This is a genomic window from Sporolactobacillus putidus (genome assembly GCF_014647035.1).
Classification (GTDB): Bacteria; Bacillota; Bacilli; order Bacillales; family Sporolactobacillaceae; genus Sporolactobacillus; species Sporolactobacillus putidus.
Genome location: NZ_BMOK01000011.1, coordinates 85,233 through 107,571, shown reverse-complemented (window position 1 = coordinate 107,571; position 22,339 = coordinate 85,233). Strand labels below are relative to the sequence as shown.

Below are 22,339 nucleotides of genomic sequence, written 5' to 3'. Positions count from 1 at the left end.
TGATGAGCAGTACGATCAAATCTACCGTCAATAAAAAAGATTTTCTCGATGATCTTGGATCGCTTCTGGCGATTAAAAGTACAAAAGATGCTGCGGCCGCAAAAGAGGGTGCTCCGTTCGGGCCGGGGCCGCTTGAAGCTCTGGAGAAGATGCTGGAGCTTGGCAGACGCGACGGTTTCAGGACAAAGAATCTGCAGGGTTATGCCGGATACATTGAATACGGCCCTGAAGATGCAGAAGACTATATTGCTGTCCTCGGGCATGTCGATGTGGTTCCGGCAACCGGCAAATGGGTGCACGATCCTTTTTCAGCCCATGTGGAAAACGGAACGCTCTATGCCCGCGGCGCAATCGATGACAAGGGCCCGACAATGGCGGCTTATTATGCGCTGAAGTCTTTGAAAGATTCGGGACTTCCGGTAAAAAACAGGATCCGCCTGGTGATCGGAACCGATGAGGAAAGCGGATGCGCGTGTTTGGTGAAATACAATGAGCTCGAACCGATGTCGTTGTTCGGCTTTGCGCCGGATGCCGAGTTTCCGCTGATTTTTGCGGAAAAAGGACGGATTCACGCGCGCATTGATCTGCCGGCGAAGGAAGAGACGGCACCGGTTCATCTCTCCGCTTTTTATTCCGGAGAACGGATTAACATGGTTCCGGATCACGCTTATGCCGTACTGACCGGGACTGAATCCGAAAAGTGGCTGGATGCCGCTCGAAATTCTTTGAAAGAAAAACAAATCGCTTTTTCAGTTGAAAAGCAGGCGGACGGCCTGAAGCTGACGGTCAAGGGAAAATCGGCGCATGGATCGGAACCGGCAGGCGGTGTAAACGCGGCTTTTCTGCTTGCAGAAGTGCTTGATGATGTTCCATTTTCTCAATCCGAAAAGGTATTTATTGCTTTTCTTGCTGAAACGTTGAACAAGGATTTTGCCGGCAAGCGGCTGAACATTGCTTTTCACGATGATATTTCCGGCGAGCTGACGGTCAACGCCGGATTGGTGCGTTATGACGCGGCAAAAGGCGGATCCGTCTCGCTGGACATCCGTTGCCCGATCAAAGCCCCGCTTGCCGAAATCAGCGAAAAACTGACTTCATCAGTAGAAAAGCTGGGTCTCTCCATCGGCGAACTCGGAACAGAAAAGCCGTTATATGTGGATCCGCAGCACCGCGGCGTGCAGATCTTGAAAAAGGTATATGAAGAACATACCGGAGAAAAGGATGTCAAACTGTTAACCTCGGGAGGCGGAACTTACGCCCAGTATTTGGATGCGGGAGTGGCTTTCGGCGCCTGCATGCCCGATTATCCGTACACCGGCCATCAGGTAGACGAGCATGTGAGAGTGGACGACCTGCTGCTCGCTTCGGCAATCTATGCGGACGCGATGTATGCGCTCGGTAATCTTGACAAATGATTTCGACCGGGCTTAATAAAACCTAGTATTCTGATGGGATAAAATTATTCCGTGATTGACGACGCGCGAAAAGTCCACTATATTGTTGCTAAAAGCTTTTTGCGGAACTGGGAGAGATGAACTATGGGTGACCGGCCGATTATCGGCGTTACCGGTGGATATTTAAAGAAAAATGATTTTGTTCAGGGTCCCTACACCCATCAGGATTATGTGCAATCCTTGTTTTCAGCTGGAGCGGTTCCCATCATTCTGCCGATTGCTCCGAACGATGCGGCTGAAAGTTATGAGGCTTTATGTGACGGATTCGTTTTCAGCGGCGGCAGCGATGTAGATCCGAGATTCTATGGGGAACCGCCGTCTCTGCAGATTGATGTTTTCAATACGGAGCGGGATGCATCCGAACTGCTGCTGATGAAAAAGGCGATCGCGGCGGGTAAACCGGTTTTCGGGATCTGCCGCGGCCTTCAGGTCATGAATGTGGCGTTCGGAGGGACGCTGATTCAGGATCTTCCTTCTGAAATGGAGCAGACCCTGCAGCACGTTCAGAAAGTGCCACGTGTGAAATCAAGCCACAGCGTGCGCGTACTGGAGGACAGCCGTCTCTGTGCCCTGCTGAACGGCAGAAAGACACTGTATGTCAACAGTCTTCACCATCAGGCGATCAAGACGCTGGCCGGTGAGCTTCGCGCGGTCGCTTTTGCCCCCGACGGCATCATCGAGGCGGCCGAACATGCAACTAATGACCGGATTTTTGGCGTTCAATGGCATCCAGAATCGATGGCGGCGGGCGGAGACGGGTTGATGAGTCACTTATTCCGCTACTTTGTCGAACAATGCGCTCAGATAAAAAAAGAGACGGTCTGAAATCGGAGATCCAGAAAACAGCCCGGAGTTGAAGCCTCTCTCTGGAGCTTTTTCTTTTCCTTGGCCCGTTGACAGTGCACTTTTTATCATTTTTTTCAGGTTGCGAGAAAAACCCGGAACTTTCTGCAGAAAAAAGCATGTACTGATGGTAATCCTTGAAGCGTACGGCCAAGTGCAAGTCGCCACAAAAAGTTATAAAAAAGTGGTTACTTTTTTCGTGGTAAGCTGATAGAATGATTGTTGCATATAAAGCGGATGATTCTCCCGCAGGTTTGTTAAGTCCGTTTTCCGAAAGCCGTGTCTCTCAAAAAAGCGGATTAAGGCAGAAGTGATGCAATCCCGGTGAAGGTGATGTATAACGATTGCAGGAGAACCATTGCGCGCCTGACTGATCGCGGGGTTCTTGAAGTGTCGGTGATTTGTCTCTCTGTCGTCCATTCAACGGAAAAATAAGTTAAATGAATTTTGGGGGCTTATGGATCTGATGGCAAAAGGAATTGTTTTGCTGTGCCTGTCGGTGCTGCTGAACGCTTTTGGGAATGCGCTGACCGTCAAAGCCGCTCTGGGTTCTGCACCCTGGACGGCCGCGGGGCTGAATCTGTCCGACATGCTGGGAATAACGGTTGGCAATGCACTGATTATTATTGGCTTCATCACCTTGATTGCGGACGATTTGCTTCGCCGGCGCTGGAATCGGATGAAGGATGTGTACAATTTTATCTATGTTCTTTCGTTCGGCTATGTGATTGACGGTTGGCTGTTCGTCATGCAGCGTGTCACTGTGAACGGCCTTTTTCTCCGTATCGTCGTGTGCGTGATTGGCGTTATGTGTATCGGCGCAGCGCTGTCGATTTATTTTCGTGTCAATCTTGTCCTGCATCCGTTTGATGATCTGCTGAAGATTCTGCGGGATAATTATTTACATGGAGACGTCGTGCTTGCGCAGCGGATAGCGCTTGCCATCCCGCTTTCAGTCGGATTGACCATGGGGATTGTCCGTCACCATCTGATCGGCATCAATCTCGGAACAGCCATCAGTTTTCTTTTCATGGGTTACTTCATTCTTCTTTTTGATAAGACGATCCATCTCCATCTGGATCGGAAATGGACGTTCGGCTTCCACCGGATGGACCGTGTGCACAGCGTGAAGCATCCGTGATTTTCGTTAAGCAAGGATCTAAGGCCCTTGGATTTTTCAAATCCAGATCTTGATTTTTTATAAAAATAGGATTATAACTAAACTAAGTTTTATGTACGAACAAAGGCGATGAAGAGAAGAAGTAGAAAGTGCGTCTTTTCCACAAGAGAGCTCCGTCCGGTGAAAAGGGGCAAAGACGGCTTTCGAACATGGCCTCCGAGCTGCGCTGCTGAACGGCGTTTTTCCCAAACGAAGTAAGCCGCGACAAGTTAAGGTTCTTGTTATCAAAACCGGAGTATACGAATGCTGTTTCAGACTGCTTCCGTACTTGCTGAGACCGGCGATGTGAATAGCCGGTGAATAAAGGTGGTACCACGTGAATTAAACCTCGTCCTTTCATATATGTTAAGGACGGGGTTTTTTGGTGCAGGCGGGAAAAAGCAGGATGAAACGGAAAACTACGGAATATTCAGGCCTTCGTTCGACTTTAATTTGCAGAGGAAGGGTGAACGGGATGAGCAAAGCACTGGTTTTTCAGACGGATTTCGGATTGGTTGACGGGGCGGTCTGTGCGATGTACGGGGTGGCAAGCACGGTGGACCCGACACTGCGGATTTTTGATTTGACACATGACATTCCTCAGTACAACATATGGGAGGCGTCGTACCGATTGCGGCAGTCGATCGATTACTGGCCCGAAGGCACAGTATTTGTCTCGGTCGTCGATCCGGGCGTCGGTTCAACGCGGCGAAGCATAATCGCCAGAACACGGCGCAATCAGTACATCATCACACCGGACAATGGGACCCTGACTCACATTAAGAAAATTGCCGGGATTGAAAGTGTCCGCGTATTTGATGAGAAGGCCAACAAATTGCCGAGCGCCGGGGAATCCTACACATTTTTCGGGCGCGACATTTATGCCTATACAGGCGCCAGGCTGGCATCCGGGATAATCGATTTCGACCATTTCGGAGAGCCCGTTCCGGTTGAATCTGTCGTCGAATTGCCGATCATTCCGTCTTACCGTAAAGAAGACAAGGTCGTCGGAATGATCGATGTGCTGGATGTGCGTTTCGGCAATCTCTGGACCAATATCGATCACGGCTTATTTCATCAACTCGGCGTCTGTCACGGCAACCGGTTTGAAGTAAGCATCAGGAATGACACGCGGTATATCTATGAAAACACGATGGCGTTCGCCCGCTCATTTGCCGCCGTCGCGATCGGCGAGCCACTGATCTACGTTAACTCGCTGCAAAACATAGGTGTCGCCATTAATCAGGGCTCCTTCGCCAAGGCTTACAGCATAGGAACAGGAACAAACTGGCACATTTCGTTCAGAAAAGTTCAAGGACATTCTTGAAACTTTAAATTCAGTTGTAAATTATAGACAAAACAGGCCTTGATGAGCATCTGTGTTTCAATAAAAATTGATAAAGAACGTCTCCGAAGTTTGGCATGAGACGTTTTTTTTCGCTGTTCTGAAACAATGAAGGGACGGGGAATCAAGCCGGGATTTTATCAAAAACTTTTCGCAGATCTGATCCGCAAGAAGCAGGCCGCATCACAAATAAAGGGCCAGAATACCTATGTATTCTTTTACGGCCGTTGACGTCACCGAGCCTTCTGAAGGTACAAACTGCATCGGATAGACGGACAGTTTTCGGCTGACCAGGTAGTCCGTCGGATAAGGCTGAACCTGAATACCTATTTTATGGAAGTTCATCACGGCCCGCCGCATATGAAAGGCCGAAGTGACAAGAATCGGACGGCCGAACTGATGGGTATGCATGATCGCTTTCGTGTTCCGGGCATTTTGCGCGGTCGTGATACTTTTGTTTTCCGTCATGATTTTATTTTGCGGAACGCCTAAACTGATCAGCTGCCGTTTGGCGATGTTCGCTTCAACACCGCTGTCCGGGAAGACCTGTCCTCCAGATAAAATAATCGGCAGGCCTGTCTTTTTGTATAATCGGAAAGTCGTCAAAAGGCGGTTTGCCGCGTCGCCGGATAATTGTCCTTTCCCGTTGATATCGGGGGTGTCGGGCGTTGCTCCGCCGCCAAGCATGACGATGACGTCCCCGTTCAGGCGGGCAGACGGCTGATAAGCGTTTTCGAGCGGGTGAACGAGCAGATCGCCTGTAATCGGTATGTAGGACAGATAAAGCAGAATGCTTAAGCACCATGTAAGGACGGCTGCAGACCGATGCCGACGATGAAGCCATACGCTCAAAATAACGAGCAGAGTCACAAATAACCCGGGCGGCAGAATGAACCCGTAGACGAACTTAATGACATATTCCATGAGGGATCTCCTTTTAATGGTTTGGTCGATCGAAATGACCGGTTAATCCCGCAGTGATCGATTCCACTTCTATTATCGCATTTAAATGACGTCCGGTCTAAGTCAGGATCATCTTCGAGATTCATAATTTTCCCTGTTCATTCGAAATTATATAAAAGCGGCTAAAGCAATGTCTTTTCAATGGAGAAAAATTGCCTGCTGGTTTTGCCTTTGCCGGTTTCAAAATAATTTTCGAACATGCATAATGAGAGTATGACTTACATCCAAACATGAAAATTTATTTTTTTTCGCACATACTAAGGAGGAGCTTGTCGGTCATGGTCGTTTCCGTACTGAAAAAGACTTTCCAATCAGATTACGCCAAAGTGTTTTTGCTCTGCCTGCTGACTTCCGGATTGATGTTTCTTCCTTCCATTATCATTAATAAAGGCCTGTTCACGCTTGTGGGGGATTTCAATTATCAGCAGATTCCGTTCAACATGCTCAGCAACAGTTCGATCAAGCATGGAGATATATTCTGGAGCTGGGCGACGGATCTTGGAAGCAATTTTATCGGCTCCTACAGCTTTTATACTCTTGGCAGTCCTTTTTTCTGGCTCAGTCTGCTTTTTCCCGCATCTTTCTTCCCTTATATTATCGGTCCGATGCTGATGTTGAAGTACTGCGTCGCAGGGATAACCGCCTTCGGATTTATGAAACGGTATGTATCGGACAAACATTATGCGGCAATGGGCGCGCTTCTCTATGCGTTCTCCGGTTTTTCCGTTGTGAATCTGATGTTCAACCACTTTCAGGATGTTATTGCGCTTTTTCCCTTGCTGCTTGCAGGTTTGGATAAATTAGTAGAGGATCGAAAGCTCGGATGGTTCGCCGCGGCCGTTGCTCTGAACGCCACACTGAATTTTTTCTTTTTCATGGGCGAGGCTGTATTTCTGATTCTCTATTATTGTGTTCGATTTTTAGCTGAAGATTTCAGGAAATACATACGGGCGCTCCCTAAATGTCTGCTGGAGGGTGCCCTCGGTTTGGGCATGGCCTGCTTCCTGTTTCTTCCCGCCGTTCTTTTTACTGCGCAGAATCCGCGCCTGAATGCCTTTCTTTATGGACCGAGCGCCCTGACATTTGACGGGGCCCGCTATCTGGAGATTATCAAGGCCTTCCTTATGCCGGCAGATCTGATGCCGTACCAGTCCGCAATTTATGACTCGGATTTTACTTCCAGCGGTGCATATCTGCCGCTGTTCGGCCCGGTTCTTGTGATTGCGATGATGATCGGTGAACGGAAGAGCTGGATGACACGGATTACGGTCCTGTCACTGGCCATGGCCTTTGTTCCGCTTCTCAACAGCCTGTTTTACATGCTGAACGCTTCCTATTATGCGCGCTGGTTCTATATGCCGGTGCTGATCATGGCACTAATGTCGGCCGTCGTCCTTGAAAAAAGAAACGAGATCACGATCAAAAAGGGATTGCTGATCACGAGTTTGACGACTGCCCTGCTTGCGGTTTTTCTGCTCTACTATCCATGGAGCCCGAGCGAAAAAAGTGCGGTTTTCCATCCGGATCTGTTCCTTGTCTATCTGGGTGTCGCCCTGGCCGGGCTCGCAGCAACCTATTATCTGGTCTGGCGCTTTAAAGACTCAAGGCACTGGACCGCTATGACCCTGGCCGCTCTTGTTCTGTTTTCGGCCGGGCTTGGATTATTCAATATTGAAGTCACCAACAGCGTCTACAGCTATCAGTCCGGCAGCAATATTTATAACACCCTGATAAAAACGGGCCGGATTTTGAACACGATTTTGCCGAAAAGCGAGGATTATCGTGTCGGAATCAGCGATGACGGATCGAATCTCCCGATGGTATCCAATAAGCCGACCGTGAATTCATTCACGAGCATGGTGAACGGATCAATTTTCAAATTTTATAGTTCTCTCGATGACCCGCGGGAAGTCAAAACGATCATTCCCGACAGTTATTTCGGGCTCCAACCGCTGCTTTCTGAACGGTTCTACATTGATACGGCTCAAAATAGAAATGACTATCTCTACGCACAATTTAACAATGGAACAAACACCGTCTATATCTATGAAAATAAAAATGTGCTGCCGATCGGTTTCACCTATGATTACTATATGACAACCAAGCAGTTCAACATGATTCCGGCGGAAGACCGGCATCTGGTGCTGCTTAAAGCAGTGGTTTTGTCTCCTAAAGAAATCAGTCAGGTTAAAAACTTTTTGCTGCCGATCCCTGTTTCTCAGCTGACCTCGATCAGCAGCGGGAACTATCTTCAGGATGTAAGGGCGCGGGCGAGCGAGGCTTCGACCTATTTTCATCGCGATCCGCGCGGCTTTACATCAAAAATCCGAGCCGATTCCGAAAAATACGCCTTCTTCAGCGTCCCTTATGATCAGGGATGGAGTGCCACCGTTAACGGGCTGCCCGTGAAAATCCTTAACGCGGATGGGTTTATGATTGTCCCTGTGAACGAGGGAAACAATACCATACGGTTCAATTATCAGACGCCTGGCCTGACAGCGGGACTCTTCATATCTCTGCTCTCACTTGCCGTATGTTCCGGATGGGTTTATAGCGGGAAAAAATTCAGAAAACGGCTGTCAAATCCGCTTCATGAAACACCTGGCCTGGAAAGGACATCGGGTTAAAGTAATCTTGGCTATAATATTTGAATTTTTTTTGAACGACAAGCTTTTTAATGAGATTTGCGAATAAAAAACATTGAAAATAATGACATTTTTTGTATAATTAAGAAATAGATGAAACATGTTTCTCTTTATTCCACAGTAGATTCTCTATTTTTTATCTTCACAATAACCGCTGAATTAAAGTTTTCCCTTCCTGCGGCGGTTCATTTTCCCAAAAGTTTTTCTGATGCTCACCCAAAATCGACAGGCACGGATCTCACGGGTGAATTTCGGTTGCTGAAAAACAGACAGGAGCATAAGCACCAACTGCAACCATAGCCGCCCCAAGCGTTCACCATTCAGATCCGGTCGACAGAGCTGATTTGATCAATCATAATTGAATGAAAAGGGATGGATAAAATGGATCAATATGTTATCTGTCAGAAAACGATGGCTTTACTGCCGTACGATAGCCCGGACGGCAGTTTGCAGACATGGGTTATCGAAGAGGAGCGAATACTTTCGGTTCCGCAGCCGCCTTTTCAGGTGCTCTATCATTCGTGTGGTTATTTTGGCTCGACCTTTAGCGGAAGAAAGAAGGGGGCGGTTTCCATGGGGTACAAAAGCATGCCGCCGATCTGCGTCAGCAGTGAATTGGGCCTTTATTTCTTTCCGTTAATGTCGGAAACCAGAAGGGAATGTGTCTGGCTCTCGCACACGCACATCAGAGACTGGAAGAAGTTCGATGAGAAGCATGTCCTGGTCTATCTGATGAACGGCCGGATGATTCCAGTTCCGGTTCAGTTGAATGTTTTCAAAAGCAAACTGATGAGAGCGGCGCAATACCGATATCAGTTATGCGAGCGGGTGGCATCCTACAGGCTTTCCAACGAGTACGCGGATGTGTTGGAAATAAGCCCGGACAAGAAACTGACGGTGAATGAACGTGGGACTTATTCAATCCGTGAAGAGGCCCCGATCCACGAATAGGAACGTAAAAGATGCTTTAAGTGAATAGATTGGAACCGATGAATGAAAAGCAGCCTGAGTGGCACGGGATTCCGGATCGCTCAGGCTGCTTTCATCCGAGTCTGTCATTTTTTCATTTAAACGAATGATGACCGAAATCGCGGCGTTATAAATTCGAGAATTAGTCATCTTTATTTAACAAACTGGTATTTACAAGATGTCCCGGACAGACGATGATTAAGTTAATAAAGAATAACTTGTTAAAATTTTCATATAAAATCATTTCTTGCCTGCGGAATTATGTATAATAAATTATGTTTCAAAGACAAGGCGTTTTCTCCTGAAGGGAGAGATAAGCTTGGAAAGCCATCAAAAAACAGTTTTTTCGTTTTCGCGTTTTATCGACCGGCTGATGCTGCCGGCAGATAATCTTAAATCGGCGATCACGATTATCGCCACTGCCCTCATTTATATCATCATATCCTTAATCCTCCCTATCTTTTTTAAACAGTTTATTATCGTGGGTATATTAACACAGATCCAGATGGTTCTTTCAGTCTTTCTGACGCTGCGTTACATACATGCCGGATATCTGACGGCTCTTGCGCTTAATGGTTTATCGATCGTCCAGTCGCTGCAGCGACTGGACGATAATCCCAATGTGGAAAACGATTTAGGCGTTATTTTTTACATAGATATAATCTTGCTTCTGACGATCGTCGCCTTTTTTGCGACGCGCAGTCACCGGAACTTTCAGCAGCTGCTGAAGCAAAAAAAAGAAGTGTCGCAGGCTTATTATCAGGCGACGGTGTCCGAGGAAGCACTTTGGAAGAAAAATAAAGAACTGGAAACCTCTAATAAAATTATCAATCGCGATAAAGAAGACATGTATCGTCTGGCCTATATTGATCCGTTAACGAATCTGCCGAACCGGAGGATGTTCCGGAAACAGATGGGTGATCTCGTTGACGGGACAAAAGATCAGATTGTCTCTTTTTCACTTGTTTTTATGGATCTGGATGATTTTAAGAAAATAAACGATACGCTCGGACATCAGGCGGGTGATGAGCTGATCCGGTATTTCGGCTTCAGCCTCGGCAGACTTACTGGTTCAGAAGACATGATTTTCCATACCGGAGGAGATGAATTTGCTCTGGTGATTCGTCGCAGCCTGTCCCGAGACGAGGTTAAAACTTATTTAAACCGCCTGGCAGCGGAATTAAGGAATCCGGTGCACCTTGGGGACGCACAAATGGGTATCAGTACGAGTTTCGGGGTGGCCATGTACCCCCAGGATACGGTCAAGTCCGCTGAAATCATAAGGTATGCCGACACGGCGATGTATGAATCGAAAAGAGCAGGGAAAGACAGGATCAACTTTTTTAAACCATCCATGCTGGAGCATATCATACGGGAAACCAAACTGGAACAGGGACTGAAGACGGCCATCGTCAATCAGGAGATCAGCCTTGTCTTTCAGCCGCAGTATTTTGTCGGAAGCGGCGGGCTGAGAGGGTTTGAGACATTGATTCGCTGGCAATCGCCCCAACACGGGTATGTATCCCCTATAACTTTCATACCGATTGCCGAAAAGTCAGGTATGATTGTGACGATCGGCGAATGGGTGCTGCGCACGGCTTGCACGGCTTTTAAAAAACTCCAGAAGAGCTGCGAGTTCTCCGGAAAACTTGCGGTCAATGTTTCGGCGGTTCAGATGATGGAACGATCATTTATTCCAAGATTCAGAAAAGTGCTGGAGGAAACAGAATTTTCCCCCCGTAATCTGGAAATTGAAATTACTGAAACATCACTCGTGCACTCGATCGAGCAGGTCAGGTTCATTGTGAATGAGCTACAGAAAATCGGAATCACCGTTGCACTTGACGATTTTGGAACAGGGTTCTCGTCGCTGAGCTATCTTCAAAAACTTCCCTTTGATCTTGTGAAAATAGACAAAAGTTTCATTGATAATATAAACCGGGATCTTAAAAGCAATCAATTCGTCACGACGATCATTACCATGGTGCACCAAATGAATATTCCGGTTCTGGCCGAAGGAGTCGAGACTGAAAGTCAGAAGAAATTTCTTCTGGAAAAAAACTGTGATATGATTCAGGGCTACCTTTATGGCAAGCCGATGCCGATTGATGAGATTAAAGCTCTGCTCGATTTGAAAGAAGAGCATACCGATTAAACGTTTCAGGAACAGCGGGACGAAAAACAGCCTGAAAGCTTACGGGTTTTCCGTAGACCGGGTAAAAAAAGCTTTTTGTACTCATACTAAATACGGCTCCGCACGACCCGTCAAAAAGCGGATTAACATTGTTTCAAAACTTCGACATATTGGTTGCGCTTGCATCATTCATCGGTAGCAAAAGATTCTGTTATACTGAATCTGTAATATAACAGAAACGATAAAAGGAGAATTATTGTATGACAAAGTCTTTCCTTTTTCTTTCGGATTTTGACGGTACCCTCTCGGACAAAGATTTTTTTCATGTGATCATCGATCAATATTTCCAGAAGGACAGCGAGAAACTTTATGCGGACTGGGACAATAAAGTGACGACGGATCTTGACTATCTGACCCGTTTGTTCAAGGCGATTGATCGCGACGAGGCAGGGATCGACGAAGACATCCTGAAAATTCCTTTCGACCCGGACGCAAAGAAAGTCATTGAACGCGTTCAACGGGCGGGCGGCGACTTTGTTGTGATCAGCGCGGGAACGGATTATTATATAAAGCGGATTTTCAGCCATTATGGCATTGACGGTGTCAGGATTTATTCGAATCCGGGGGTCTACGCGAATCGGGGGATTCAGCTCAATGCCGATCCGTCCGGCCGCTACTACTCGGAGATGTACGGTATTGATAAAGCGAAACTGGCCCGTGATTTGATGAAGGACTACGATACCGTATATTTTGCGGGTGACAGCAAGCCGGACCTGAAGGCGGCGATGCTGGCCGATACCGTTTTTGCCAAAGGGAAGCTGCAGGGACTGCTTGATGCCGAGCGTCATCCGTATGTGCCGATCCGAAGCTTTGGAGATGTTGAAAATTATTTGCTGAATCATAAGGAGGTTCTGGAAAATGGAAGCCGCTAATCATCAGATTGTGGTGCCGACACTGTTGGATGTGAAAAAAGGGAACATGGCCAATATCGGCAGGTTGCTGAAGCGGCACCAGTTTAAAAAAGTGGTGATTTTCTTTGGACAGGGCCTGACCGATCTCCTCGGAGATAAAGTGTTTGCGTCCCTTCAGGAAAGCAATATCGACGTGTTAAAGACGGCGGAGATAACGGATATCGATATTGACGGCGTCGTCGATCAAGCTTTTCAACTCCCGTTCCAGACGGAAGCGGTGATCGGCATCGGCGGTGGAAAGGCGCTTGACGCTGCAAAATATACTGCGCTGCTGCGCAAGTGGCCGTTTATCAGTGTTCCGACTTCGACGTCGAACGACGGTTTTTCGAGTTCGAATACATCGCTGACCATTCATGGAAGACGCATTTCCGTGCATGCGAAGATGCCCTATGGCATTATAATCGATATTGACGTGATCAAAAATGCGCCGGAGTGTTTTATCTATTCAGGTGTCGGCGACTTGGTTTCAAAAATTACGGCGGCCGAAGACTGGATCTTTGAGGAGAAGAACGGAAAGACGAGAGTGGACGATTGCGCGCTGATGCTGTCGAAGAAGGCGGTCAACAGTTTTGTCCGGACGGATTTCGGCACGATCAGGGACGATCTGTTTCTGAAGGAACTGGTCGATTCACTGACGATGGCCGGCATTTCGATGGAGATCGCCGGAAACAGCGCACCGACGAGTGGAAGCGAGCACCTGATATCGCATGCGCTCGACACTTATTCCGGACGCCCGCAGCTTCACGGCGTTCAGGTCGGTGTCGCTTCCTATCTCATGAGCAAAGTCCAAAATCACCGTTATGAACGGATCACGAAAGTACTGAAAAATACCGGATTTTTCGACTACGCAAAGACGGTCGGGATGACCCTGTCCGATTTCGATATGGCAATCGATAAGGCGCCTGATATGAAACCGATGCGCTACACGTATTTGCACGTTCCGGAGTACCGAGAACTGGCGCACAAAATTCTGCATGAGGATCCGATTCTGCAGGAAGTCCTCCGGTAAAAACGCGTGAGAGCGCAAGGAAAAAGATCGTCCGCCCGCAGCATGGAGAAGCCATTCCCGCGAACAGTTCATTGCCAAATGCTGAAAAACAGGATATAATGTGCTCTAGAAAAACGATTACAATTTACCCGAGGAAAACGAGGTTTTACTAATGGTTATGTCTGCTCATGATGGAGTTTTTTACGGATAACGGAATAAGCGCGTGATTGCGGCACTTATTTTGTTTTCGTCAGCCAATCATCATGGGGCAGCTATGACCATACGATTACGGACCCTTAATAAAGTCTGTAATGAGCATGTGTGGCTGTGCTCATTGCAGACTTTTTTTGTGCGTCCGGAAATGTCCCCAATGGTGATTCATGTAAAAAGGGCGGGGGGAATTTTTATGAAATGGAAAGACTGGGACATTAATTTGAAAGTCCGCTTGATTGGGGAAGGCATTTTCAACATCTTATTCTGGATGTATTTTCCTTTTATGGCAATCTATTTTTCAGCAACTTTCGGGCAGGGAACGGCGGGTCTGCTGCTCGTTCTTTCACAGGTTTTCGGTACGGTCATCGGTCTGTTCGGCGGTTACTGCGCCGATCATTTCGGACGAAAAAGAATGATGGTTTTCTCAGCAGTCGGTCAGGCAGTCTGTTTCGCTTTTTTTGCAGCCGCGAACTCACCTTGGATCGTCTCGCCGCTGATGACGTTTATCAGCTTTTCTCTGCTCGGTCTCTTCGGCCAGCTCTACTGGCCGGCAAGCCACGCGATGATTGCGGACGTTGTACCCGAAGAACACCGCGCCAATGTGTTTGCGATCTTTTACACATCGATCAATGTGGCGGTTGTCATCGGCCCGATACTTGGCGGCATTTTCTTTTTTAACGACCGATTCGCGTTTCTTTCAGTTTGTGCTGTTGTCAGTGCTGTTCTCGTTTTTGTGCTTAAACGGTGGATCCACGAAACGGCACCTGCTGCCATAGAAACTATAGATCAGCCGGAAACTCCCGGCCGCTGGACAGACTATCTTAAAAATCAGCTTGGTGATTATCGGGTGATTTTCAGGGATCGCGTGTTTATGCTTTATATATTAGCCGGCATTCTTGTTGCCCAAACCTTTATGCAGCTTGATCTGGTTATCGCTGTTTACACAACCGGCAATGTGCCGAAGCAGACACTGATCGCGCTCGGCGACTGGGCGCTCAGTGTCGACGGGAAAGGCCTTTTCAGCCTGATGGTGTCGACAAATGGGCTTTGCGTCGCGCTTCTTACCGTCATCGTCACCAAATGGATGACGAAGTTCAAGGAAAGCAGCGTGTTCATGGGTTCCGCTTTCTGCTACGGAGCGGCGATTATCATGGTCGGCTCGACGCTAAACGTCTGGCTGCTGCTGCTGGCCATTGTCGTCTTTTCGTGGGCTGAACTGATGACGGTCGGCGTACAGGACAGCTTTGTTGCCAAGCTCGCGCCTGAAGAACTGCGCGGCCAGTATTTTGCGGCTTCAGCCCTGCGTTTCTCGCTGGGGCGTACCATTGCCCCGATGGCGATTCCGATGACTGTCTGGCTTGGCTATTCATTGACTTTTCTCATTCTCGCCTTGCTCGCTTTTTTAGGAATGGGCATTTATGGAATTGTCTTTTCTTTGTTTAACCAAAGACATCAAGGCCAGATTGTGATCGGAAAATAGGTGAATTCTCCAGTAAATATCAGACAATCGATAGTAAATCCCTCTGAATCGTCAGTAAGCCGCATAGAATCAACAGTAAATCCCGAAAAATCAATAAGTGTGAATAGACAGAATATTATTCGGCCATTCACACTTATTGCTTAAAATAATTAAGAAAAGTATGACAATAAACATTCCAGTTCCTGATTTTTTGACGCTAAATAACATAAATTATCAAAATTGTTGTTACCCCCATTTCCAAAGTTTTGTTATAATAATAAATAAGACAGCGTTTACAAAAAAGAAAGATTATATTGATTGGATGCGATGATCATGTATTTTGGAGGAATTGAGGCCGGCGGTACAAAGTTTGTTTGTGCGATCGGCGATGAAAATGGAAAGATATATGCAAGGGAAAGAGTCGCGACTGAGGAGCCGGATGTTACGATACCGAAAGTCATTCAATTTTTTAGGAATTTTAAAGTCGAATCTCTGGGAATCGGGTCTTTCGGGCCGGTTGACCTAAATAAAGAGAGCAAGACCTATGGCCGCATTACGTCGACACCGAAACTGGCATGGGCCAATTATCCCCTCGTTCAAACCATGGAGGAGGCCCTGCACGTTCCTGTCGGGTTCAGCACCGACGTAAACGGAGCGGCACTCGGTGAATTGTATCGGGGGGCGGCAACAGGATTGGACGGCTGTCTCTATATCACAGTGGGCACAGGCATCGGTGCAGGGCTGGTCTCCAAGCATCAATTGCTTCAGGGTCTGTCCCACCCGGAAATGGGCCACGTGCTGCTGCGCAGGCACCCGGAAGATAAATTTGAAGGCATTTGTCCTTATCACCAAGATTGCCTGGAAGGGCTTGCCTCCGGCCCGGCGCTTGAAGCGCGCTGGGGCAAACCCGCGTCTGAATTGAAAAACGATCAGAAAGTCTGGAAAATTGAGGCTGAATATCTTGCTCAGGCGCTGATGCAGTATATCCTGATTGTTTCGCCGAAGCGGATCATTATGGGAGGCGGAGTCATGAAACAAGAGCAACTGTTCCCGATGATCCGTGCCAGGCTTAAGGAACTCCTCGCAGGTTATCTTGATTTTCCTGAACTGAAGGAACGCATGGACGACTATGTCGTACCCCCGGCTCTGGGTGACAACGCAGGCATTACAGGCGCGCTTATTCTGGCAAGGCAGGCGCTCGAAAGAGAACACGTCTCACGGCCGTGATTTAAAACTCATCCCAGCAGTATCTTGGTGAAAAAACTTGGCTTAACATCATTATTCTTTTGATGAAGCCAGGTTTTTTACTAGTTTAAGGGAAAAACATCTTTTGAGAAGATGTATTGAAATACATAATTTATAATTAAATTATCAATTGATATAATTCATAAAGCGTAAAATAAAATTAAAAACAGGAGTTTTGTAGAAAATGAAGCCAAATATAAAAGACATAGCCCGTTTAGCAGAAGTTTCTCCAACAACTGTTTCACGTGTCTTGAACAACCGTGGATACATCAGTAAGCAAACGAGAGACAAAGTGAATCAGGCTATGAGGGAGTTAAATTATTATCCAAACGAGCTGGCGCGGTCGCTCTATCATCAACATACGTACTTTATCGGACTGATTTTCCCTACAACGGGCAACCCTTTTTTCGGAGAACTCATCTTTCACATTGAAAATATCTGTGCGTCTCTGGGCTATAAAATTTTTCTGTGCAACAGCCTGGACCGTGCCGATAAGGAACAAAGCTATTTAGAAATGCTGCAGAGAAATCAGGTGGACGGCATCATTGTCGGCGCGCATAACCGTCTTCCGGAATACAAGAAAATAAATCTTCCGATTGTGGCGATTGACCGCTATCTTTCGGACGACATCCCTGTCGTTGCCTCGGACAATCTCAATGGCGGTAAATTGGCCACCAAATGGCTGCTTGATCACGGTTGTCGGGAGATTATCCACATCAACGGTCCGCGGGAACTGGAGACACCGGCAAACAAACGTCGTGATGGCTACGAACAAATGATGAAAAAGGCGGGAAGAACTCCGGTCACTTATGAGTTGCCGGAAAGCCTGATTTATAGCACTTGTGTGGAGACTGTCCGACAAGTTTTCAATAATCATCCGAAAGTAGACGGTATCTTTGCAAGCGATGACTTGATCGCCGCGACCATTTTTTCCGAGGCAAGAAAAAGAGGAATCATGATTCCGGATGAACTGAAAGTGGTCGGCTATGACGGAACAGAAACGGTCAGAATTTGTCTGCCGTATTTAACAACGATCAGGCAGCCGATTAAAGAAATGGCAGAAAAAGCCGTTCAGGTTCTTCTTCGTAAAATTAAAGGTCAATTTGAAGAAGAAAATAGAGAAATCATTCTTCCAATTCGACTGGTGGAAGGTGAAACTGGAAGATCAATTCATTCTTAATCACTGAGACAGATCAATGTATCTATCGATTTCGTATTGATTTCTTCTTTAAATGATTGAACCTCGTTTTAGCTGATGATATTGATTTTTCATAGTTTATGTCAATGGGTTGACATGTGAAAACGGTTGACATACAATTATTGATGGAAGCGCTACCAAACCGGTAACACAAGTTTGATTCATGGTTTTTGATCCATTAATTTGTAATCGCTTGATATTAAATGCCGATTGTTTACTCTCCTTATGTGGAAAAAGCAAACATTATTTTAGTCAATTACAAAACGATGCATTTACAGCACTTTAGAAATTATGATCTGTTACAGCGAAGGAGCGATAGTTATGAAAATGTTCAAAAATAGAAACTATTGGTTTTCTTCTGGTTACTTGTTCTTCTTTTTTATTTCATGGTCAGTATGGTGGGCCTTTTATGCAATTTGGCTAAATAGAACGCTTCATTTATCGGGTTTGCAGACAGGTACGATATACTCGATTAATTCAACCATCGCTCTGATCTACATGTTCATTTATGGCATCATTGAAGACAAACTCGGAACAAAGAAAACACTAATCTGGTTTCAAAGCATTCTTCTGATGGGTACCGGACCCTTTCTGATCTATGTCTATGAACCCTTCTTACGTTCAAATTTTATGATCGGGGTTATATTAGGGGCGGTTTATCTTGCTGCGGCATTCCTTGCAGGAGTCGGTGTTATCGAGGCCTACTCGGAGAAGTTAAGTAGAAAATTTCATTTCGAGTTTGGCACATCAAGAATGTGGGGGTCTCTTGGATACGCAATAGGTGCATTTATTGCAGGAATTTCAATTAGCATTAGTCCGCACCTGAACTTTTGGCTGGCTTCGGCTGCCGGTCTGGTTTTCTTTCTTGTAAATTTTTTCTATAAAATTGAAATCAGTGAAGAAGAAAAAAAGAAAACATCAGATCTGAATTGGGAAAGCGTTGTTCATACATTTAAACTGAAAAAGTTCTGGCTTTTGATTGTTTTCTTATTCGGAACTTCCTGTATTTACACCATTTACGATCAGCAGTTATTTCCAATTTTTTATGTGAAGCATTTTTCTAATCCGGATGTAGGAAACCAGTTTTATGGATACCTCAATTCTTTCCAGGTTTTCCTTGAATCAGCAATGATGTTTGCTGCTCCGTTCATTGTCAATAAGCTCGGAGCAAAACGGTCACTCACCTTGGCGGGCATCATCATGGGATCACGTATTATCGGGTCGGCACTTGTCCCCGGTGCTATAGGTATATCGCTCATCAAGCTGTTGCATGGGTTTGAAACACCGATATTGCTGGTTGCAATTTTTAAATATATCGCACTGAACTTTGATTCAAGATTGTCGGCAACGATTTATTTAATTGGATTCCAGGTTTCAGGCCAAGTGGGCGTTATTGCTTTTTCATCCTTGATCGGTACGCTTTATGATCGGACAAACTTTGACTTCACGTTCTTTGTTATTGGCTGTGTTGTCTTTGCTTTTACAATATATTCAATCTTCTTCCTTAGTAAAAATAAGAAGAATGATGAAAAAGTTCAGCTTGGTACAGGTAAAAACGTGCCTGCACAATAAACAGATATTCGGGAATGAAAAACGATCAATTTTATAATATTCTTCGGAATGATCCGGAAAATTCGTCCAGGAGTTGAAATGGATATGGGGCTTGAACAATTGAAAGAAGCAAACGAAGCGGTACAGGTGGCGGAAAAGAAGATCAATCCCCGCTACCGGCTTGGTTATCACATCATGGCGCCGGCAAACTGGATCAATGATCCGAACGGACTCGTCCAGTTTAAAGGGGAGTACCACGCTTTTTATCAACATCATCCATACAGTGTGAACTGGGGGCCGATGCACTGGGGGCACGTGAAAAGCAAGGATCTGGTACATTGGGAACAGCTGCCGGTTGCGCTTATGCCCGGGGATCCGTGCGACATTGAGGGCTGTTTTTCGGGGAGCGCAGTAGATAATAATGGTGAATTGAACTTGATTTATACCGGTCACCGATTTTCGGATAAGGAAAAAACGATCCCTGACCAAGTGCAGTGCCGGGCCTTCAGCAAAGATGGAATTCATTTTGAAAAAGACGCGCTGAATCCGGTAATTCCCAACCACCCTGACGCCGGATCAGGCGATTTTCGCGATCCGAAAGTCTGGAAGCATGGCGGCTATTGGTATCTGGTTGCCGGAACACGGCAGGATAAGATCGGGAAAGTCGTGCTTTACAAGTCTCCCGATCTCAGGCACTGGGCGTATCAGGGCGTGCTTGCGGAAAGCGATGGCGCGCAGGGATACATGTGGGAATGCCCGGATTTCTATCAACTGGACGGCAAATATGTATTGATGTTCTCTCCACAGGGCATTGAACCATCCGGCGACCTGTGCCGGAATCTGTATCAGACCGGGTACCTTGTAGGTGATTACGACTATAAGACAAATGTATTTAAGCACGGTGGATTCACTGAACTGGATCATGGTCACGACTTTTACGCTGTTCAGTCATTTGAAGATATAAAAGGACGACGGATTGTGATCGGCTGGATGGACATGTGGGAGTCACCGATGCCTGAAAAAGAAGACGGATGGGCCGGAGCTCTGACATTGCCGCGTGAATTGCACCTGTCTTCGGACAGAAAGATTCGAATGACACCGGTCGAAGAATTAAAACAGCTGCGTGAAAAAGAGCTCCTGCATCTTAAAAATGAGCGTATTGATGGAAACCGGATGTTCGCGAATCTGACGAATGACCTGCTTGAATTGAAAATTGAGTTTGATGGAGTCACATCTTCGGCAGCCGATTTCGAAATTAAATTACGCGTTGGAAAGAACGAAGAGACTGTGATTCGTTACGACCTTAAAGAAGAAAAGCTGATTATTGACCGCTCGAAAAGTGGGCTGGCCGTTGCGGGATTCCGGCGGGCAGCCTGGTCAAAAAGCGCCCAGATGAAGCTGCATATCTATCTTGATCGTTCATCCATCGAATTATTTGCTGGCGACGGGGAAGTCGTGATGACAAGCAGAATATATCCAACCGAAAAAAATGAAGGCGTTCAGCTTTTTGCAACGGACGGTTTTGTAAAAGTGACAGATATTAAAGCCTGGAAATTGGACGATATTTGGCGGGATTGATTGGAATGGATTCAATGGAATGCCCGGCAAGATTTAAAATGAAAGAAATCTAGAGTATTATAAAACGTTTTGGGATGTGAATGCCCGCCTTTATTATGAAGGCGGGCATTCTTTTTCTTTGACAAACGGGCTGTGATCTTTGTTCGATCATGATTAACTGATAAATTATGCCCAATCTGATTCATTTCATTCAGAAGGCACATTTTCTAATTCATCACCGACTAATTGATCCGCCGATCAATCCCCGGCCCCTTTTCCCAAGGCACGCAGTACGGCTGCTGTGAGAATAGAGCTCCCGGAGTACATCGCGTCACGGTTGAATGTCATCTGGGGATGGTGCAGGCCGGGTTTCAACCCGCAGCCAAGGCCAAGCATGGTTGTTTTCAGGTTCGGAAGGTTGAGCGCGTATTGATGGAAATCATCTCCGCCGCTGGAACGGTGCGGCGCCTCGAGCCGTGTTTTGCCCAGAACCTCAGTGATCGCGTCGGCCATGATGTCAATGGCTTCCTGATGATAGAGCGCGCTCGTACATCCCGGCGAGATCTTGATTTCAATCTGGACTGAAAAGACATCGGCCACGGACTGGATGACGCGCTGAACATGTTCGATCAGCTCGGTCATCGCTTCGTTTGTCTGCGCCCGGACGTCAAGTGTGAATTCCGCATAGCCGGGGATAATGTTCGATGCCGTTCCGGAGTGGAGCGTTGTCATTTTGACTGTGCTCGGAATCATCGGATTAATGTGAATGTGTCCAAGCTCTTCGACGATCGCTGTTGCGGCTTCGATCGCGTTTTTGCCGAGATGCGGGCGCGCCGCATGCGCAGCCTCGCCGCGAATCACGCCGCTGATTGTTTTGCAGGCGCCGTGAAGAATCGCCGGCTCGGCTCGTCCATCAGGAATCTCTTCGTTCGGACGAAGGTGAACGCCGAATAGATAATCGGCGTCGTTCATAACGCCGCGGGCAACCATGGCTCGGGCGCCCTCGCCGGTTTCCTCGCCCGGCTGGAAAACGAAACGGATCGTTCCTTCCGGCATCGAGCGGCATTTTTTCAGCAGCATCAGCACGCCCAGAACCATGCTCATGTGTGCGTCATGGCCGCAGGAATGGTTCGCTCGGAAGGTTCCGCCGACTTCCTGCCAGAGGGCGTCCATATCCGCCCGGATCGCAACAACAGGTTTTCCGGAACCGATTTCGCCGATCACGCCCGGACAGTCTGTAAAAGTCCGCGTCCGGCAACCGAGCGCATCGAGCCGGTTTCTAATCCATTCCGTCGTTGCCGTTTCTTTCATACTGATTTCAGCATGCGTATGCAAATAGTCGAAAATTTCTCTGATTTTTTCTTGAATGGTCTCATCACAATGGGGTATATCGGAAAGCGTCATGCTCGTCATCCTTTCAAAACTCAGCTTTTTACGGTTCGTTTCAGGGCATTGATACAGGCATTATTTATATTAGTGTATTTTAACAGACCATTTTTTGACAAACAAATCAATCGAACTTTTAAAAATCAGGTCGGTTCAAAAAAAATTTAAAGGAGTATCCCATTAGCTCATGAGGTGACCGATAAAGGTTGACGAAACGAGCGACGACCGATAAATCATGATCAACGACTGATGAAAGCTC

The 22,339-nt window shown here is 46.8% G+C and carries 16 protein-coding genes and 1 other annotated feature; of the genes, 14 read left to right on the top strand and 2 right to left on the bottom strand.

The window, feature by feature from the left end; all coding sequences use genetic code 11:
• The first annotated feature begins 2 nt into the window (after positions 1-2).
• From pepV to IEX81_RS12380, 4 genes are all read left to right on the top strand, one after another.
• Complete coding sequence (gene pepV / locus IEX81_RS12395) at positions 3-1,415, top strand: dipeptidase PepV (RefSeq protein ID WP_188803788.1); 1,413 nt, start codon at positions 3-5, stop codon at positions 1,413-1,415.
• 123 nt (positions 1,416-1,538) lie between these two features.
• A complete protein-coding gene (locus tag IEX81_RS12390; RefSeq protein WP_188803786.1) occupies positions 1,539-2,279 on the top strand; it encodes a gamma-glutamyl-gamma-aminobutyrate hydrolase family protein in 741 nt (246 codons plus the stop codon).
• A gap of 484 nt (positions 2,280-2,763) precedes the next feature.
• Entirely contained in the window at positions 2,764-3,438 is a 675-nt protein-coding gene (locus IEX81_RS12385; RefSeq protein ID WP_188803784.1) for a YczE/YyaS/YitT family protein, read from the top strand.
• A gap of 99 nt (positions 3,439-3,537) precedes the next feature.
• Positions 3,538-3,816, top strand: a binding site (T-box leader).
• A 115-nt stretch (positions 3,817-3,931) separates the two neighbouring features.
• Entirely contained in the window at positions 3,932-4,783 is an 852-nt protein-coding gene (locus IEX81_RS12380) for an SAM hydrolase/SAM-dependent halogenase family protein (protein ID WP_188803782.1), read from the top strand.
• Positions 4,784-4,984: 201 nt separating this feature from the next.
• On the opposite strand, the gene IEX81_RS12375 is transcribed toward IEX81_RS12380, so the two are convergent.
• Entirely contained in the window at positions 4,985-5,725 is a 741-nt protein-coding gene (locus tag IEX81_RS12375; protein ID WP_188803780.1) for a YdcF family protein, read from the bottom strand.
• Between the two features lie 317 nt (positions 5,726-6,042).
• Between IEX81_RS12375 and IEX81_RS12370 the strand changes: the two genes are divergently transcribed.
• From IEX81_RS12370 to IEX81_RS12325, 10 genes are all read left to right on the top strand, one after another.
• Positions 6,043-8,391: a YfhO family protein gene (locus tag IEX81_RS12370; RefSeq protein WP_188803777.1), complete on the top strand. Its 2,349-nt coding sequence runs from the start codon at positions 6,043-6,045 to the stop codon at positions 8,389-8,391.
• A gap of 399 nt (positions 8,392-8,790) precedes the next feature.
• Positions 8,791-9,360, top strand: coding sequence for a competence protein ComK (locus IEX81_RS12365; protein ID WP_188803775.1), 570 nt, complete (start codon positions 8,791-8,793; stop codon positions 9,358-9,360).
• Between the two features lie 337 nt (positions 9,361-9,697).
• Positions 9,698-11,533 carry a putative bifunctional diguanylate cyclase/phosphodiesterase gene (locus IEX81_RS12360; protein WP_188803773.1) on the top strand — a complete coding sequence of 612 codons (1,836 nt, stop codon included), beginning with the start codon at positions 9,698-9,700 and terminating at the stop codon, positions 11,531-11,533.
• A gap of 239 nt (positions 11,534-11,772) precedes the next feature.
• Positions 11,773-12,444 (top strand): MtnX-like HAD-IB family phosphatase, encoded by a 672-nt coding sequence (locus tag IEX81_RS12355; protein ID WP_188803771.1) that lies wholly within the window; start codon positions 11,773-11,775, stop codon positions 12,442-12,444.
• Positions 12,431-13,492 (top strand): iron-containing alcohol dehydrogenase family protein, encoded by a 1,062-nt coding sequence (locus IEX81_RS12350; protein WP_188803769.1) that lies wholly within the window; start codon positions 12,431-12,433, stop codon positions 13,490-13,492. The genes IEX81_RS12355 and IEX81_RS12350 overlap by 14 nt, the downstream gene beginning before the upstream one ends.
• A 385-nt stretch (positions 13,493-13,877) precedes the next feature.
• Positions 13,878-15,164 (top strand): MDR family MFS transporter, encoded by a 1,287-nt coding sequence (locus tag IEX81_RS12345; RefSeq protein ID WP_188803766.1) that lies wholly within the window; start codon positions 13,878-13,880, stop codon positions 15,162-15,164.
• Between the two features lie 312 nt (positions 15,165-15,476).
• On the top strand, positions 15,477-16,370 hold the full coding sequence (locus tag IEX81_RS12340; protein ID WP_188803764.1) for an ROK family protein: 894 nt from the start codon (positions 15,477-15,479) through the stop codon (positions 16,368-16,370).
• Positions 16,371-16,572: 202 nt separating this feature from the next.
• Positions 16,573-17,568, top strand: coding sequence for a LacI family DNA-binding transcriptional regulator (locus IEX81_RS12335; RefSeq protein WP_188803762.1), 996 nt, complete (start codon positions 16,573-16,575; stop codon positions 17,566-17,568).
• A gap of 339 nt (positions 17,569-17,907) precedes the next feature.
• A complete protein-coding gene (locus IEX81_RS12330) occupies positions 17,908-19,158 on the top strand; it encodes an MFS transporter (protein ID WP_188803760.1) in 1,251 nt (416 codons plus the stop codon).
• A gap of 84 nt (positions 19,159-19,242) precedes the next feature.
• Positions 19,243-20,715 carry a glycoside hydrolase family 32 protein gene (locus IEX81_RS12325; RefSeq protein WP_188803758.1) on the top strand — a complete coding sequence of 491 codons (1,473 nt, stop codon included), beginning with the start codon at positions 19,243-19,245 and terminating at the stop codon, positions 20,713-20,715.
• 237 nt (positions 20,716-20,952) lie between these two features.
• Here IEX81_RS12325 and IEX81_RS12320 read toward each other — a convergent pair whose 3' ends face one another.
• Positions 20,953-22,083: a M20 peptidase aminoacylase family protein gene (locus IEX81_RS12320; RefSeq protein ID WP_373292378.1), complete on the bottom strand. Its 1,131-nt coding sequence runs from the start codon at positions 22,081-22,083 to the stop codon at positions 20,953-20,955.
• Between the last annotated feature and the right edge of the window lie 256 nt (positions 22,084-22,339).

Excerpts from the sequence above, each read along its gene's own strand:
- pepV (WP_188803788.1), top strand. The coding sequence starts at position 3 with ATGAGCAGTACGATCAAATCTACCGTCAATAAAAAAGATTTTCTCGAT.
- IEX81_RS12390 (WP_188803786.1), top strand. The coding sequence starts at position 1,539 with ATGGGTGACCGGCCGATTATCGGCGTTACCGGTGGATATTTAAAGAAA.
- IEX81_RS12385 (WP_188803784.1), top strand. The coding sequence starts at position 2,764 with ATGGCAAAAGGAATTGTTTTGCTGTGCCTGTCGGTGCTGCTGAACGCT.
- IEX81_RS12380 (WP_188803782.1), top strand. The coding sequence starts at position 3,932 with ATGAGCAAAGCACTGGTTTTTCAGACGGATTTCGGATTGGTTGACGGG.
- IEX81_RS12375 (WP_188803780.1), bottom strand. The coding sequence starts at position 5,725 with ATGGAATATGTCATTAAGTTCGTCTACGGGTTCATTCTGCCGCCCGGG.
- IEX81_RS12370 (WP_188803777.1), top strand. The coding sequence starts at position 6,043 with ATGGTCGTTTCCGTACTGAAAAAGACTTTCCAATCAGATTACGCCAAA.
- IEX81_RS12365 (WP_188803775.1), top strand. The coding sequence starts at position 8,791 with ATGGATCAATATGTTATCTGTCAGAAAACGATGGCTTTACTGCCGTAC.
- IEX81_RS12355 (WP_188803771.1), top strand. The coding sequence starts at position 11,773 with ATGACAAAGTCTTTCCTTTTTCTTTCGGATTTTGACGGTACCCTCTCG.
- IEX81_RS12350 (WP_188803769.1), top strand. The coding sequence starts at position 12,431 with ATGGAAGCCGCTAATCATCAGATTGTGGTGCCGACACTGTTGGATGTG.
- IEX81_RS12345 (WP_188803766.1), top strand. The coding sequence starts at position 13,878 with ATGAAATGGAAAGACTGGGACATTAATTTGAAAGTCCGCTTGATTGGG.
- IEX81_RS12340 (WP_188803764.1), top strand. The coding sequence starts at position 15,477 with ATGTATTTTGGAGGAATTGAGGCCGGCGGTACAAAGTTTGTTTGTGCG.
- IEX81_RS12335 (WP_188803762.1), top strand. The coding sequence starts at position 16,573 with ATGAAGCCAAATATAAAAGACATAGCCCGTTTAGCAGAAGTTTCTCCA.
- IEX81_RS12330 (WP_188803760.1), top strand. The coding sequence starts at position 17,908 with ATGAAAATGTTCAAAAATAGAAACTATTGGTTTTCTTCTGGTTACTTG.
- IEX81_RS12325 (WP_188803758.1), top strand. The coding sequence starts at position 19,243 with ATGGGGCTTGAACAATTGAAAGAAGCAAACGAAGCGGTACAGGTGGCG.